Source organism: Chryseobacterium sp. (genome assembly GCF_022869225.1).
GTDB lineage: Bacteria > Bacteroidota > Bacteroidia > Flavobacteriales > Weeksellaceae > Chryseobacterium.
This window is the reverse complement of sequence record NZ_JALIHL010000001.1, coordinates 208,194-223,597: the sequence shown is the minus strand read 5'-3', so window position 1 is coordinate 223,597 and position 15,404 is coordinate 208,194. Positions and strand designations below refer to the sequence as shown.

General features: G+C 38.2%; 15 protein-coding genes. 10 read left to right on the top strand and 5 right to left on the bottom strand.

All coding sequences use genetic code 11. From position 1 onward, the window contains the following. Positions 1-16: 16 nt before the first annotated feature. Complete coding sequence (locus tag MUW56_RS01120) at positions 17-268, bottom strand: hypothetical protein (protein WP_292011447.1); 252 nt, start codon at positions 266-268, stop codon at positions 17-19. Between the two features lie 24 nt (positions 269-292). Beyond that, on the bottom strand, positions 293-634 hold the full coding sequence (locus tag MUW56_RS01115) for a hypothetical protein (protein WP_292011446.1): 342 nt from the start codon (positions 632-634) through the stop codon (positions 293-295). A 684-nt stretch (positions 635-1,318) separates the two neighbouring features. Between MUW56_RS01115 and MUW56_RS01110 the strand changes: the two genes are divergently transcribed. Beyond that, positions 1,319-1,993, top strand: a complete 675-nt coding sequence (locus tag MUW56_RS01110) for a YceI family protein (protein WP_292011445.1) — start codon at positions 1,319-1,321, stop codon at positions 1,991-1,993. Positions 1,994-2,136: 143 nt separating this feature from the next. Next, positions 2,137-2,670 (top strand): type 1 glutamine amidotransferase domain-containing protein, encoded by a 534-nt coding sequence (locus tag MUW56_RS01105; RefSeq protein ID WP_292011444.1) that lies wholly within the window; start codon positions 2,137-2,139, stop codon positions 2,668-2,670. Positions 2,671-2,750: 80 nt separating this feature from the next. On the opposite strand, the gene MUW56_RS01100 is transcribed toward MUW56_RS01105, so the two are convergent. Beyond that, the gene (locus tag MUW56_RS01100) at positions 2,751-4,751 is read right to left on the bottom strand and encodes a M43 family zinc metalloprotease (protein WP_292011443.1); all 2,001 of its coding nucleotides are present in this window, start codon (positions 4,749-4,751) and stop codon (positions 2,751-2,753) included. A gap of 305 nt (positions 4,752-5,056) precedes the next feature. Here MUW56_RS01100 and MUW56_RS01095 point away from each other — a divergent pair, with 305 nt between their 5' ends. Then, entirely contained in the window at positions 5,057-5,311 is a 255-nt protein-coding gene (locus MUW56_RS01095) for a DUF1294 domain-containing protein (protein WP_292015359.1), read from the top strand. Between the two features lie 60 nt (positions 5,312-5,371). On the opposite strand, the gene MUW56_RS01090 is transcribed toward MUW56_RS01095, so the two are convergent. Further along, entirely contained in the window at positions 5,372-6,721 is a 1,350-nt protein-coding gene (locus MUW56_RS01090; protein ID WP_292011442.1) for a right-handed parallel beta-helix repeat-containing protein, read from the bottom strand. 222 nt (positions 6,722-6,943) lie between these two features. On the opposite strand from MUW56_RS01090, the gene typA reads away from it, so the two are divergent. The 5 genes from typA (at position 6,944) to MUW56_RS01065 (ending at position 13,090) form a co-directional block, all read left to right on the top strand. After that, the gene (gene typA, locus MUW56_RS01085) at positions 6,944-8,749 is read left to right on the top strand and encodes a translational GTPase TypA (protein WP_292011441.1); all 1,806 of its coding nucleotides are present in this window, start codon (positions 6,944-6,946) and stop codon (positions 8,747-8,749) included. A 129-nt stretch (positions 8,750-8,878) separates the two neighbouring features. After that, positions 8,879-10,489 (top strand): family 10 glycosylhydrolase, encoded by a 1,611-nt coding sequence (locus MUW56_RS01080; protein WP_292011440.1) that lies wholly within the window; start codon positions 8,879-8,881, stop codon positions 10,487-10,489. A gap of 348 nt (positions 10,490-10,837) precedes the next feature. Then, positions 10,838-11,389 carry a ferritin gene (locus MUW56_RS01075; RefSeq protein WP_292011439.1) on the top strand — a complete coding sequence of 184 codons (552 nt, stop codon included), beginning with the start codon at positions 10,838-10,840 and terminating at the stop codon, positions 11,387-11,389. A 196-nt stretch (positions 11,390-11,585) separates the two neighbouring features. Then, on the top strand, positions 11,586-12,677 hold the full coding sequence (gene ychF / locus MUW56_RS01070; RefSeq protein WP_292011438.1) for a redox-regulated ATPase YchF: 1,092 nt from the start codon (positions 11,586-11,588) through the stop codon (positions 12,675-12,677). 83 nt (positions 12,678-12,760) lie between these two features. Further along, complete coding sequence (locus tag MUW56_RS01065; protein WP_292011437.1) at positions 12,761-13,090, top strand: hypothetical protein; 330 nt, start codon at positions 12,761-12,763, stop codon at positions 13,088-13,090. A 4-nt stretch (positions 13,091-13,094) separates the two neighbouring features. On the opposite strand, the gene MUW56_RS01060 is transcribed toward MUW56_RS01065, so the two are convergent. After that, complete coding sequence (locus MUW56_RS01060; RefSeq protein ID WP_292011436.1) at positions 13,095-13,259, bottom strand: ComC/BlpC family leader-containing pheromone/bacteriocin; 165 nt, start codon at positions 13,257-13,259, stop codon at positions 13,095-13,097. Positions 13,260-13,561: 302 nt separating this feature from the next. Between MUW56_RS01060 and MUW56_RS01055 the strand changes: the two genes are divergently transcribed. Both MUW56_RS01055 and MUW56_RS01050 read left to right on the top strand, forming a co-directional pair. Beyond that, positions 13,562-14,335, top strand: a complete 774-nt coding sequence (locus MUW56_RS01055; RefSeq protein WP_292011435.1) for a T9SS type A sorting domain-containing protein — start codon at positions 13,562-13,564, stop codon at positions 14,333-14,335. A gap of 70 nt (positions 14,336-14,405) precedes the next feature. After that, on the top strand, positions 14,406-15,344 hold the full coding sequence (locus MUW56_RS01050; protein WP_292011434.1) for an AraC family transcriptional regulator: 939 nt from the start codon (positions 14,406-14,408) through the stop codon (positions 15,342-15,344). Positions 15,345-15,404: the final 60 nt, after the last annotated feature.

The following is a 15,404-nucleotide window of genomic DNA, read 5'->3' as shown; positions in this document are numbered from 1 at the left end:
ATTGCAGCTCTAAGAATTATTTTTTTTTCCCATGTATACTGTTTGCCTTTTTAATCAATACCTGATACTCTTGATTTGGTAAATCAACATGCTTTTTTTGAACTTTCATCAGCTCCGTTGACCTTCCTGCAGCATAAAAGAAAATTTCTCCATACCGGTAAAATGAATAATGTTTGTCCTGAAGGTATTTATGGACAATCAACATGTCTTCTTTAGTTAATACTTCACGGATTTTTATTTCTTCTACTCTCTTTGAAACATCATTCACAGGATTTTCTTTTCCTGTATATCCCTACTGCTTTAATTCTTTAAACAATGATTGTAAATGACTTCTTGAATGATTGTATACACTATCAGTAAGATTTAAATGATCAAGCATGGTTTTTATATGCCATGTTTCGACCTCTCCAATTAATAATCTCATAAATCCCATTTCAGCCTTGGATTTATCAATGTCATTAATTAGTCTTAAAACGTCCTTCTTGTAACCATGTGACCATTTAGGTTTAAGATTCTTGTGAGCTCTTTTTAGAGCATCAATAAATGGTAAATAAGGGTGTAGTTTATTGACCTTCTCGGTCATATAGTCCTCATCAATTGGATTATAATTTTTAATATCCAACATCTCCTCCATAATCTCTTTTTGCAATGCAGCAAGTTGCTTTAATTCCTGGAGGTTATCACTTGAAAATTGTTTCCGGAACTGGAATCCATCAGGATATTTTTCTAAATACCTAGGATCATAGAAACGACAAGAAACTCTCCATGATTTTGGAAAGTTACTTCTACTTGTAAATGATTTGTAATTTTTCGGAGATACAAATACACTTGTACGTGGCTGTGATTAATCACTAAGATAGTAAATTTTGAAAGCATTTCACAACTGGTGCGAAATTGCCCTGCCGGATCATCCTGCTGTGATTAATCACTAAGATAGTAGATTTGAAATCACAAAGATAATAAATTTAAAAGACTATATAATATAAGTCCTCTGCCTTTAAAGGCAGAGGACTTCATGCTTTTGTAAAAAGAATTAAGGAGAAATTATTGAAGTGCTTGCGGTCATTATTCCCTGTTTTTACGAGTATCCAGCCGGAGTATTGGGTTTGGGTTTTATTTTCATAGCCGTTAAATCCGGGACCGGCATCTAGTGCTATTGCCTCTATGCAGATGATTTATCAGCCGATACCGTTGATTTTTAGGAGGGATCGTGACTCTTATATTAAAAAAAAATCATTTCTTGATGTATGTTAAGGAGATAGAAATAAAGTTTTTCTATTTTTGGGGTCTTAAATACAAATTTTTTAAACAGGTTAATATGAAAAAAATTAGCGTAATTGCATTAGTAGGAGTAGGATTGCTGGCAGCATCATGTAATAATAAAGAAAAATCAAGTACGGGAGTGGCTACTGAACAGGCCGTCGCAGAAAGCAAAGGAGAGGTGTTGGCCGTGGACGCCGCCACTTCTGTGGTAAACTGGAAAGCTACCCACAAAGGAGGTATGGCACCTCGTTGGGGAACACTGAGTGTAAAATCAGGAGATATAAGTGTTGACGGAGGTCAGGTTTCTGCAGGAAACTTTGTGATCGATATGAATTCTATCAAAGTGGATCCGGCTTCAGTAACTGAGAAGGATAAAAAACCGGCAGATCTGGAAGCTCACCTGAAAAATCCTGATTTCTTTGATACGGCGAAAAATCCTACTTCAGATTTCAAGATTACAAGTGTTACAGATTTGAAAGAAGCACCGAAAGATGCAGTTGCCGGAGCTAATAAAACAGTAAGTGGAAACCTTACATTATCAGGAAAAACAATGAATGTTACTTTCCCTGCAAAAGTAGAGGTAGCGGATAATTCAGCTTCTATTCAGGCTAAGTTTACCGTAAACAGAGCTGATTGGGGAATCAAATTCGGTACTTCAGAAGCAGATCCTGCGGAATGGATGATCAGCAAAGACATCGAAATTGCCATTGATGTAAAAGCTAAAAAATAATCTCCGGATATAAAATGAATAAGAGCTGCCTTAGATAAGGCAGCTTTTTTTGTGGTACTTCTTTAACTTTTTTTAGTAATTGATAACCCGGGAACGGCATTATTTTTTCTCTTTAAGTATAATAACACTTAAATTATAAAATCATGTCAAAAAAAATTGCAATTCTGGCAACAAACGGCTTTGAGGAAAGCGAACTTCAATCTCCAAAAGAATATTTAGAACAGCAGGGATGGACAGCTCATATTGTAAGTCCAAAGCCTGGAACGATCAAGGCCTGGGCAGAGAAAGACTGGGGTAAAGACTATCAGGTTGACAAGACACTGGACGAAGCACAGGCTTCCGAATATGATGCTTTAGTTTTGCCCGGAGGAGTCATCAATCCTGATCAGCTAAGAACAGATGATAAAGCTTTAGCATTTGTTCAGGACTTTTTTCAACAGCGCAAGCCCGTTGCCGCCATCTGTCATGGACCGCAGATTTTAATCAATGCTGAAGTGGTAAAAGGAAAAAATATGACCTCAGTGAATTCAATCAGTAAAGATCTGAAAAATGCAGGTGCTTATTGGGAAGATCGTGAAGTAGTGGTAGATCATGGGCTGGTAACAAGCAGAACTCCAAAAGACTTACCCGCTTTTAATGCGAAAATGGTAGAAGAGATCAGAGAAGGAAAACAATAAGATTAATCCGTAAATGATACATAAAAAAGTTGACTGTAAGTAATTATAGTCAACTTTTTTTAATAGGTCAGGCAAACCCTTTATTTTTTAATGAATTTTAAATGAATGCGGCTGTCTTTTCCAAGGATGGATAAAATATAATTCCCTGGGGTAAGCTGGGCAATAGGGATCATATTATTTCTGATCTTTCCTGAACTGATCATTTGCCCTGCTTCATTGGTGATAATGAAATCAGTATTGTCCGACACATTGCTGATAGAAAGAATATCGGTGGCCGGGATCGGGAATATCTGAAGCTTAGGCTTTTCCGTTTCTTTGGTGGATAATTGGCTGTCCAGTTTGAAAGCAATGGATTGGGTGTGGTTGAATTTTCCAATCCAATGATAAATAATAACGGAATCATCCGCAGATTTCAAAGTGATTTTTCCCTCGCCAAATCCACAGCATATTCCATTGCCGGCCTTATCATTAATTGTAAAAATATAGCATTCATCAGGATTTAGATTCCAGATTTCCGTAATGAGTCCCATGGAATTATTGCTATAAGGACCTCCGGAATATAATACAGTTCCGGTGCTGTTGGTCAGCTGCCAGTCCGTTTCAAACGGATACATATCCAATTGAAGCTGCAGCTTTACCGATGAAAATCCATAGCTCTGTACATTAACCGGAGGAATATAACGGCCTATGGCAGTATTGTTGGAAGATCTTTGATCCGTAACGTTATTGACCTCTGTAATATAGGCGAATACATTACCAGCAGCGGCTCCTGCAGGGACAGGAACACTGAAGGTGTCGGATTGCCCGGGAAGTACAGAACCCGTCCAGTGGTAGGTTTGTGTACTGCCTCCGGAAACGGTATAGCTGATGTCGGCAGAGGTAAGGTTGGCAGTCCCCCGGTTGTACAATGAGAATTCAAGATAATAAGGAGTGCAGGACTGGGCAGTATTGGTATTGCAGCTTCTTTCGATTTTAAGCTCAGCATCATTGGCAAACAATGGAATAGCTTGATCCGCCACAGATGATTTTAACCCCGCTCTTCTGGGGGAGTTGTTGAGAACAACGGCCATTCGGGCAATCTGATCCTGTGTGAAAATATTTTTGCAGGCATCACTCGTGTAATCCATATAGTTTTCAAACATTTCATCTGATGATCCGCAGCTGTTAGGTTTAGGATGGGTGGGACAGCCATAGTTGGACATATAATGTACCGGAGTATCATCACAAAAATCTGTACTGCAGAAATTATCACCCCAGATATGCCTTAATCCTAAAAAGTGGCCTACTTCATGAGTGGCGGTCCTTCCTCTTACGTCATTATTTTTCAGGTGAAAGGTTCCGTCGTCATAATCAGCACTGCCGAATAACGTATAGTCTACGGTAATGCCGTCAGTGACAGCTTCTCCTACATATGAGGGAATTCCGGGAATATCTGAGGTCGACGGGAATTGGGCAAAAGCTCCGATCCCGGCAGTGTCAAAAATCCATACGTTCATATATTTTTCCGGATTCCATACGGTTTCTGGTTTTACCCTGGTGGGAACTTCACCAAAATCATAATCACAATACTTAACACGGTCAATTCCGTTCGTTGGATTCCCTTTGGGATCTACTTTTGCCAGGGCGAACTGAATAAGTGCGTCACCGCCTACACTGCTTGTATTCCATCCCGGGGTGCCGGACATCCTTCTGAAATCCTGATTGAGTACGGTGATTTGTGATAAAATCTGATTGTCTGAAATGTTGGGACCGGTTCCGATAGGCTGTCCGCTGTGAAGAACATGTACTACAACCGGAATCGTGATGATGCCGTTGTTGTATGATTTTTGCTGCCGTCCTTCTTTAAGTTTTACAGCCATCCATTTTTCAAAGTCTTCAACGGAGGCTCTCTCGGGATAGGTCCTTTTTAAATAATCTTCATATTCAGAAGATGCACAGATAATATCTTTTCCGTACCTGGGAATATCCTGCTCCGGATAATTTTTTCCAAACAGGTTTATGTGCCTTCTCTGAGCAGCAAGAGATTGGAATGAGCTCAAGGCAACAAAAGAAGAGATCAATGATAAGTAAAGTTTATTCATGGTTGATTATCGAGATTTCTGGTTATTGGTTAGTTTATTTTTTTTATTGATTTGTTGTATTTTATTTATTTCATTAATTATAATTGATTTTATTGTTCTTATTTGTCGTTATTTTTTTGTTAAATTTAAAAAATATTTGACAATTTCAAAATAAAACAAGGGCTAACCAATAACTATCCCCAAAATTGATTTTTATTTTGTTATAAGCATAGTAGAACGGCACAGCTTTGAACGTAAGGCAGCTCTCTTTTCCAGGGATGAAAACCGTTGGCAGGTCATTAAAAAAATTAATACATTTGCCCCCGATGATTTACGTACTGTCGGTAACCAACCTGTTGAGCTTTATTATTTTTGGAATTGATAAAAAACTTGCGGTTCAGCATAAAAGAAGAATATCTGAAAATACTCTTTTAGGACTCTCTCTTGTTGGCGGAATACTGGGAGCTGCTGCGGGAATGATCGTATTTAATCATAAAGTCTCTAAAAAATCATTCCTGGTCAAGTTTATCCTGGTGGTTTTAATTGATCTTGTAGTACTTTATCGGTTGATAAGACATTGATATAAAGATACGGTGGCTATAAAAAAAACAGCCGTAAAGGCTCCGCATATTGAGGAGGATCTAGATTATATTTACTTTTCCCAGGCATAAAGAATCATTCAGGTTTTGCTCATAAACCGTTCCCACATTATCATTCGTAATAAAATTGCCCATAATATTGGGATGAATTTCAGACAGGCATTTATTGTAAGAGATTGTCGTTTTTAATCCGGATGCTGCTTGTATGTCATATACTTTAAAACCCTTGACGGAATTTCCCCTTAGATCATCATAAAGTGAACCTTTTCCGGCAATATTGATTCCTATAGAGATATGATCCGTTTCAGGATGATCATACATGACTATATCATTATCAAGAATTTTATTTCCACGGGTAAATTTTGAACCCTGAACATGATTGGTTAAACAGATTCCATATCCGGGTTGCCGGAGGGCGATATAATTGCTGTTAATATTCCAGTTGTTGCAATCTTCAGCAATACCAATTCCAACATGTCTGCAAAAATCGATCATACTGTTCAAAATGCTGACCCGGGATGTATTTTCAGCATAAATTCCTTCGTAAACATTGCAGATGAAAGTGTCAATAATTCTCCATCCTTCTTTGGATGCCGTTCCTTCAAACCAGATTCCTCTGCTGCCGGGAATGTCATAATCAGGGGTAATAGCAATAGAGGTGTTATTGGAAATCTCATTATTGACAGACTGTCCTCTGACAAGGATTCCTACCTTGCAGTTCTCTGTTTTTACGGTTTGAATTTGTGAGGACCATAGATAATTGACATCTAATGCAGTCTGATATCCCCTGATCGTAAGATCTCTTAAGATGATATCATAAGCGTGACTTGCCGGTGAACCATTCACTTTGACTCCTGTATGGCCGTTAGGAGACATAGTGTACCAGATGATATTGTAAATTCCAAAACCTTCCAGCACGGCTCCTGAGGTGTTGATCATAATGCCGTCATTATTATTGGTTATCAGAAAAGGAGGGAAGCTGACGCTGCTTTTTGTGGCGGAACCTTTTATTTTGATCGCTTTATTGATCTGTAACGGCTGATGGAGCATATATCTTTTGTTGTCCAAATGCAAAACCTGCCCTGTTTCCATTTCATCAATAAGCTGCTGAATCGCATGGGAATCATCAGTATTGCCGTCACCATAAACTTCTGCAATTTTTATAGAGATCTCATGGGATACGATTCTTTTATAATACACTATTGACTCATCGCTGTTGACTTTGGTACGGTAAAGATAGCGGCCGTTGGCGGGAACCGGCAGATGGTGTTTTTTGAAATTGACAAGCTCTCCGCTATATTGATCGATCAATGTTACAATTTCTTTGTCTAAAGTAGGGTCCTGAGAATCAATGAATTCATTAATGGTCAGTAAGCTCAAATTGTTTATCATTTTTTGGTTTTTAAAAATTAATAAGTAATGAAATGTATTCCTGCCGGACGGTAGGGAAACAAAGATAAAACAGGAGGACGCCAGAACGTGTCGCAACATATTTTTTTCACCTATTCCAAAGTGGAATTATCTAAAATTCTCATTATGAAATTGTTAAATATTGCATAAACTTTTTAATTAATTCATTAAAAATCACTATTTTTGCACCCGTAAAAATCTTATATGCAAAACATTAGAAATATTGCGATTATCGCACACGTTGACCACGGAAAAACAACTTTGGTTGACAAGATCATTCACGCTACCAACATTTTCAGAGAAAATCAGGAGAGTGGAGAGTTAATTATGGATAACAACGATCTTGAAAGAGAAAGAGGGATCACCATCTTATCCAAGAATATTTCTGTTACTTATAAAGACACTAAAATTAACGTAATTGATACACCAGGTCACGCCGATTTTGGTGGAGAAGTAGAAAGAGTTCTTAAAATGGCAGATGGGGTTATCTTGTTGGTAGATGCTTTTGAAGGACCAATGCCGCAGACAAGATTTGTACTACAGAAAGCTTTGGAACTAGGACTTAGACCATTAGTGGTTATTAATAAAGTAGACAAACCAAACTGCCGTCCGGATGAAGTTCATGATCAGGTATTCGATTTGTTCTTCAACCTTGAGGCTACAGAAGAGCAGTTGGATTTCCCTACATTCTACGGATCTTCAAAACAAGGTTGGTTCAATACTTCATTAGAGCAGACTGAAGATATCTTACCATTATTGGATGGTATCTTACAATACGTTCCTGCTCCGAAAGTAACAGAAGGAAACCTTCAGATGCAGATTACTTCTCTTGATTATTCTTCATTCTTAGGAAGAATTGCCATCGGAAAAGTAACAAGAGGGGAGATTAAAGAATCTCAATGGATCGGTCTTGCCCAGGCAGACGGTAAAATTGTAAAAGGAAAAGTAAAAGAACTTTACGTTTTTGAAGGATTAGGAAAGAAAAAAGTAACTGAAGTACAGGCAGGGGATATCTGTGCTGTGGTAGGTTTCGATGCTTTCCAGATCGGCGATTCTTTCGTAGATCTTGAAAATCCTGAACCATTGGAAAGAACTGCTATTGATGAACCTACATTGAACATGACCTTCTCTATCAACAATTCACCTTTCTTCGGTAAAGATGGTAAGTATGTTACTTCCAATCACCTGAAAGAGAGACTGACAAAAGAATTGGAGAAGAACTTGGCATTAAGAGTTCAGCAGACTGATGATGCCAACACATTCCTGGTTTTCGGTAGAGGTATTCTTCACTTATCTGTTTTGATTGAAACCATGAGAAGAGAAGGATATGAAATGACGATCGGACAGCCACAGGTTATCTTAAGAGAAATCGATGGTGAAAAATGTGAGCCTTATGAATCTTTGGTTGTTGACGTTCCGGAAGAATTTGCTTCAAGAGTTATCGATTTGGCAACTCAGAGAAAAGGAGACCTTCACATTATGGAAACTAAAGGTGAAATGCAGCATATGGAATTCGAGATTCCTTCAAGAGGGTTGATCGGACTTCGTTCTCAAATGTTAACGGCAACTGCTGGTGAAGCTATTATGGCACACCGTTTCACAGAATACAAACCTTTCAAAGGGGCGATTCCTGGAAGAAATAACGGGGTATTGATCAGTAAAACGCAAGGTCCGGCTACAGAATATTCTATTGCTAAATTACAGGACAGAGGTAAGTTCTTTGTTGATCCGGGTGAAGAAATCTATGCTGGAATGATCATTGGTGAACAAAACAAACCGGGAGATCTTGTGGTAAACATCGTAGAAGCAAAACAGCTGAACAATATGAGAGCTTCAGGAAAAGATAAAGATACCGGCGTTGCTCCGAAAATCTTATTCTCACTTGAAGAATGTATGGAATATATCCAGCATGATGAATGTATCGAGGTAACTCCGAACTTTATCAGAATGAGAAAGAAACTTCTTTCTGAAGAAGAAAGAAAAAGAGTGGAAAGATCGGCGAAAGCTTAATCAAATTCTTATCTATAAAATCAAAGCCTCGATTTTCGAGGCTTTTTTTCTATAACTCAATGCTAAAATGTTTATTTTGGCATAATAATCTCTAAGAAATAAAAATAATTTAAAATAGTTTTGCAGACTATGAGAATGAATCAATTAAAACTTATTGCTTTATTGGGAATTTTTGCATCTTACAGTACTTCGTGTTCCGTTCAGAGCAATACCACAAAAGCTCCTCCCGCTAAAAATGCCCCAAAACCTAACCATACTCCCTCCCAACCAAAAGCTCCCGTAGCGGTAACCCAACCGTCAGCAACAACTCCGGCAGAAGAAACTTTCAGAACCAATCTTCCTGAGATTCAAAGAGAATTCCGTGGTGCCTGGATTGCCAGTGTTGCCAATATCAACTGGCCATCAAAAAATAACCTTACGGTAGAACAGCAGAAGGCAGAAGCCATCAGCATGCTGGATATGCTGAAAAATAACAATTTTAACGCTGCCATTTTTCAGATCAGGCCTTCGGCAGATGCTTTGTATACCAGCAATATTGAACCGTGGTCTTATTTTTTGACCGGAGAAACCGGAGCTGCTCCTTATCCCAATTATGATCCGCTTCAGTTTTGGATAGAAGAAGCTCACAAAAGAGGACTGGAACTTCATGTATGGCTAAACCCTTACCGTGCCCATCATACCAATGGAGGTTCAGTGAACAGCCTGTCAATGGCCAATAAACTTTCCGATATTGTCGTAAGATTAAAGAACGGAATGTACTGGTTTGATCCGGCCAACCCGAAAACACAGGGCCATGTTTCCAATGTGGTAAAGGATATTGTGAAAAGATATGATATTGATGCCGTTCACTTTGATGATTATTTCTATCCGTATGCCACTTACAATAAAGGAGCAGACTTCCCGGACAATGCCACATGGAATGCCTACGTAAGCAGTGGCGGAACCCTGTCCAGGGCAGATTGGAGAAGAGATAACGTTAATAAATTTGTAGAACGTATCTATAAAGAAATTCATGCCGAAAAGCCTTATGTCAGATTCGGGATCAGCCCGTTTGGAATTTGGAAACCGGGATATCCGGCAGGAATTGTAGGCTCTTCACAATATGACGAGCTGTATGCAGATGCCAGGTTATGGCTAAATAAAGGCTGGGTAGATTATTTCTCTCCACAGTTATACTGGCCGATTGATTCAAAAGGACAGAGCTTTGAAGCCCTGTTAAGCTGGTGGCAGTCTGAAAATACCATGAACCGTCATTTGTGGCCGGGTTTAAACACGGTTGAGATCAGAGTGTCCGACCGACCGGCGGAAATTAAAAATCAGATTGAAATTTCAAGGAATATCCTCAAAAAAGATGCCGGGGAAATCCACTGGAGCATCGCCGGCCTTACAAAAAACCCAAACATGCTTCCCGTCCTGAAAAACGGACCTTACAGTGAAAAAGCACTTATTCCGAAAACCCCGTGGATCAAGGCGGTCCCTTTGCAGACTCCCACCTTATTTATTACGGATAATGGAAGCTTTGCACAGACAAGCTGGAGTACAAAAAATATAGCAGATGTTTTTCAATGGGTACTTTTCACACAGTATAACGGAGTCTGGGAAACTGAAATTTTAACGTTGGACCAGCTTTCAAAAGATATCCCTAAGTTCAAAGACGGCAAAAAATTAAATGCCATAGCAATCAAAGCAATTGACAGATTAGGAAACGAAAGCGATTATATCGCCAAGAAGATTAGATAATTTGAGCGGAAAGGCAAAAAAGAGAAATTGCGAAACAGGTAATACGTTTTCTTTTAATGTTATTCACAGCGCAACGAAGGAATTTCAATAATGTTTTCTACATTGTTACATAATCAACCAGTTCTGAACAGAGCTGGTTTTTCTTATTCAGAGTGCCGGGAAGGAATCCCGGCAATGCTTCATGCTTTTACGTATATTGATTTTATTTTAGAATAACTATAAATTATTATTTTAAAATTCTGTAAAACAGTGTATTGTAATTGTCGTATAGCGTGTTCTGCTCAACATAAAAACCGTCTCGGAATCATTTTTGCATTATGGGTGCTATAATCACCAAAATATAACATTATGAATACTAACAGACTTTCCGCAACCGTGGAAAAAGCACTTAGTGACCAGATGAACAAAGAAATTCATGCATCACACGTTTTTTTATCGTATGGAATTTGGGCCGATGACAAAGGCTATCAGGGAATTGCCAATTTTCTTTACCGTCATGCCCAGGAAGAAAGGAACCATTCGATTAAATTCATGGAATATATTTTAAACAGAGGCGGGAAACCAAAAGTTGATGCAATTCCGGCCCCTCCGGCAGATCCGGAATCACTGACTGCCTGTTTTGATGGGGTGTTTAAACATGAGGTGGAGAATACCACAGCCATTTACAAAATTGTAGATCTGTCCATGGCTGAAAAAGATTGGGCCACCTGGAACTTTATGCAGTGGTTTGTACAGGAACAGATCGAAGAAGAAACATTAGCCCAAAACTTAATTGACAAATTAAAAATTGCCGGTGGAGACAGAGCCACTGATGAATCTTTATTTACTTTAGATAAAACCTTACAGGAAGCTCCGAACGACGTGCCATTGGCACAGAATGCTACCGGGGATAATCCCTAGTGCCTGACGGGTAAAGCTAAACCGTTTAAAAATCTGCCGGAATTCCGGCAGATTTTTTTATTATGAAACTCGCATTAAAATTACTATCTTTGCACGCTGAAAGTTCAAGGTTCAATCAGTAAGGGAACGGTATAAAAACTGTAAACCTTAGACATTGAACTTTAAACCCTAAACCTTAAACTTTGAATTTTACAATATGAAATGTGGAATCGTAGGCCTGCCGAATGTAGGTAAATCAACTCTTTTTAACTGTCTGAGCAATGCAAAAGCTCAATCAGCAAACTATCCTTTCTGTACCATTGAACCGAACCTTGGAACGGTTTCTGTACCGGATCAGAGATTGTTTGAACTGGAGAAAATCGTAAAACCTGAAAGAGTTTTACCGGCTGTAGTTGAAATCGTTGATATTGCAGGTCTTGTGAAAGGAGCCAGCAAAGGAGAAGGATTGGGAAACCAGTTCTTAGCCAATATCCGTGAGTGTGAGGCGATCATCCACGTTTTAAGATGTTTTGATAACGGAAATATCGTTCACGTTGAAGGTTCTGTAGATCCGTTAAGAGATAAAGAAATTATCGATATTGAATTACAGCTGAAAGACCTTGAAACAGTAGGGAAAGCAGTTGAGAAAGCTAAAAAATTCATCAAGTCCGGAAAGAAAGAAGATATCCTGACGTATGAAACCCTTCAAAACCTGCAGAAGTTCCTGGAAGATGGGAAAAATGCTAGAGAATTTGCCACTGATGACTTTACGAAATCTATTATCGGAGATGTTCAGCTGCTGACAAACAAACCGGTGCTTTACGTTTGTAATGTAGATGAAAATTCTATCAAAAACGGAAACGACTGGATTAGTAAAATTGAAGAAATGGCTAAAACTGAAGGCGCTGAAGTGGTTGTTTTAGCGGCTCAGATTGAAGCAGACATCAATGAGCTGGAGACTTTTGAAGAAAGAGAGATCTTCCTTGAAGAGCTGGGCCTTAAGGAGCCGGGCGTAAACCGTCTGATCAGAAAAGCTTACGACCTGTTAAAACTTCAGACTTATTTCACTGCAGGAGTAAAAGAAGTAAGAGCATGGACAATCGGACAGGGATGGACTGCTCCTCAGGCTGCCGGAGTAATCCATACAGATTTTGAGAAAGGATTCATCCGTGCAGAAGTTATCAAATATAATGATTATATCAGCTTCGGTTCAGAAGTAAAAGTAAAAGAAGCCGGAAAACTTTCTGTAGAAGGTAAAGAATATGTAGTTCAGGATGGAGACATCATGCACTTCAGATTCAACGTATAAGAAAATATTAAAGTTAGTTATAAATAAAAAACGCTTCCATGAATTTGGGAGCGTTTTTTGCATGGGGCTGCCAAACGTTAATCATGAAAATTTTATATTTTGCAGTGGTTCCTTTATTTATTTCGTGTTCCAAAACGATAGAAGACCGATGCTTCATGACCCTTAAGGATAAAATATCGGAAACCTATGAAGGGCAAAAGCCTTATACCGTTCAACAGATTCTTAACGAAAAACCCGGATATCTTGAAATGACAGCCCTTACAAAATATAGAGCTTTCAAGGAAGATAGTGCTGAATCTCATTACAACAATATGAGCTCTGAAGAATCGGAAAAGAAATGGAAGGCAAAGATGGATATCACTATGATACACAATAAAAAGCGCTCCTCAATGAGGAGCGCTTTTTGCATATAATACCTTATTCAAGTTCTATTGGCCCGGGCTGGCACTGTAGTTCTGCACAGGCGAAAGAAATTTTTTTGCATTCTAATGTGGGAAGCCAGCACATCTCTTTTCCGCCGGTAATGACTTTTAACTCTTTTTTGTTTAATTTTTTTCCGTTGTTTAGATTTTGATTTTTCATTGTTTTGATTTTTAGTGAGTTAGTTAAAACGAATGTAGTAAAAATAAATGAGTGTATATCACTTTTTATGGAAAAATTTAAATTGAAACCATGTTTTTACAAGGCAGAAATTGTTGTATGGCTTGCGCTGAAGGACAAAAATAAAGTTCCACAATATTTCTGGGTTGGTTAACGATGTTCTGTGGAAACAAAGATAAACTGCAAAAAATTCCTGTTGTATGGTCCGTCATTACGGATTTCCATAAGGGAATATCCTTATTACAAAATACTTTTGTACTGCATTACAATAAAAAATAAATACCATGAAAAAAATGATGTCCCTGATAGGAACGGCAATGACAGCGCTTATGTTTAGCCAAATCACGCTTGAAAAAAATTTCAGTTCGGAAAACTTGCAGGTTTATACCAATGCCGGCGAAACATTTTATTATTCAACCGGGTCTAATATCAGCCAGGTGAAAATGTACAGAGCAGATTATGTATTGTACAAACAATTTACACCATCGGTACCAAGCGGATATAGTGTGTTTATAGACCAGTATAATAATAATTTTGTCCTTTCCAAGAACGTTTTTAATACCGATAATAAACTGGAAGTGATGATCACATTTGAAAAGTATAACAACGTAACGTATGAACGCGAATATATCATACGGATTTATAATGAAGACGGGAATGTTCTGCATGAATTTGGTCCCAATTATAAGTTTAGTGATGAATATGACATCAATGTTTATCATGACAACACAACCCATACCAACAAATTAAGGTTATTCAATCAGGATACCCATTCAACTGAAATTTATAAATTGCCTACCACTTCACTTTCAACAAAAGAAATTCTGTCTAAAACTAAACTTTCAGCATTTCCGGTACCTGCAAATAAGACTTTAACTATTATAAATCCTGGAAATGGCTTTAATAAAGTTGATGTGTATGATATGGCCGGAAAAATGATAGTAAGCAGGTCTTTCAGTGCTGTGGATGATCAAATTTCTATTGATGTTCAAAACTTACCGAAAGGAACTTACTTTTATACAATAGGTAACCTGAGTTCTAAATTTATTAAAGATTGATATTTTAAAAAAATGAGATGTTTTTATCTCTGTCAGACTTCGTATCTTTGAATGGTACAAATTATCTGCTATGGAAAAGATTGCTCATACTTCACTTGAAGATTTTTATAGGGAGATGGCTGCCAAGCTTGGAAAAGAGCTGGAAAGTATTTTCCCGAAAGGACTTCATAAAGATATCGGGCATTTTAATGTTTTTGATATAGCCCAGACCCTGGAAAGAGCAAAAACTACCTCAGAAATGCCTTATAACAGAAGAAAATATTATAAGATCAGCTTCATCAGAGGTAAAAACAGAGCCGAATATGCAGATAAGGTTGTTTCCATACAGCAGAATGCTTTACTGTTTGCAACCCCCAAGGTCCCTTACCATTGGATTCCGGAATCTCCTGACCAGTCAGGAAGTTTCTGTGTCTTCACGGAAGACTTTTTTATGAAAGATAAATCTTATAACAGCCTTGAAGACCTGCCTATTTTTCAGCCGGGCGGAGTTCCCATATTTGAAATTGATGATGAACTGGCCGGTGAGATTGAAGTACTTTTTAAGAAAATAAAAAAAGAAATCGGCTCAGATTATCTCTTTAAATATGACCTGATTCGAAATTACGTCCAGGAGCTTGTTCACTATGGGCAGAAGCTGCAGCCGGCAACTAAGATTTCAACCTCGAATGATGCTTCTATACGGGTAGTTTCTTTATTTATAGAATTATTGGAGAGACAGTTTCCGATAGAATCTTCAGAACAAAGACTGAAGCTGAAAACGGCGAAGGATTATGCGGACAGACTGGCTGTTCATGTTAATTATCTGAATAAAAAACTCAAAGAAAGCACGGGAAAAACAACCACAGAGTTTATTGCTGACCGTATTATCCAGGAAGCTAAAATCCTTTTAAAACAAACCAAATGGAATGTCTCTGAAATTTCTTATGCTTTGGGCTTTGAGGAAATCGCTCATTTTTCAAACTTTTTTAAAAGGAAAACAACCTTTGCACCACTCGAATTCCGTTCATGATTTGAATTTTACAAATTTCAGATTGATTCTAGCAAGGATCTCATTCTGAAAATAGCTCAA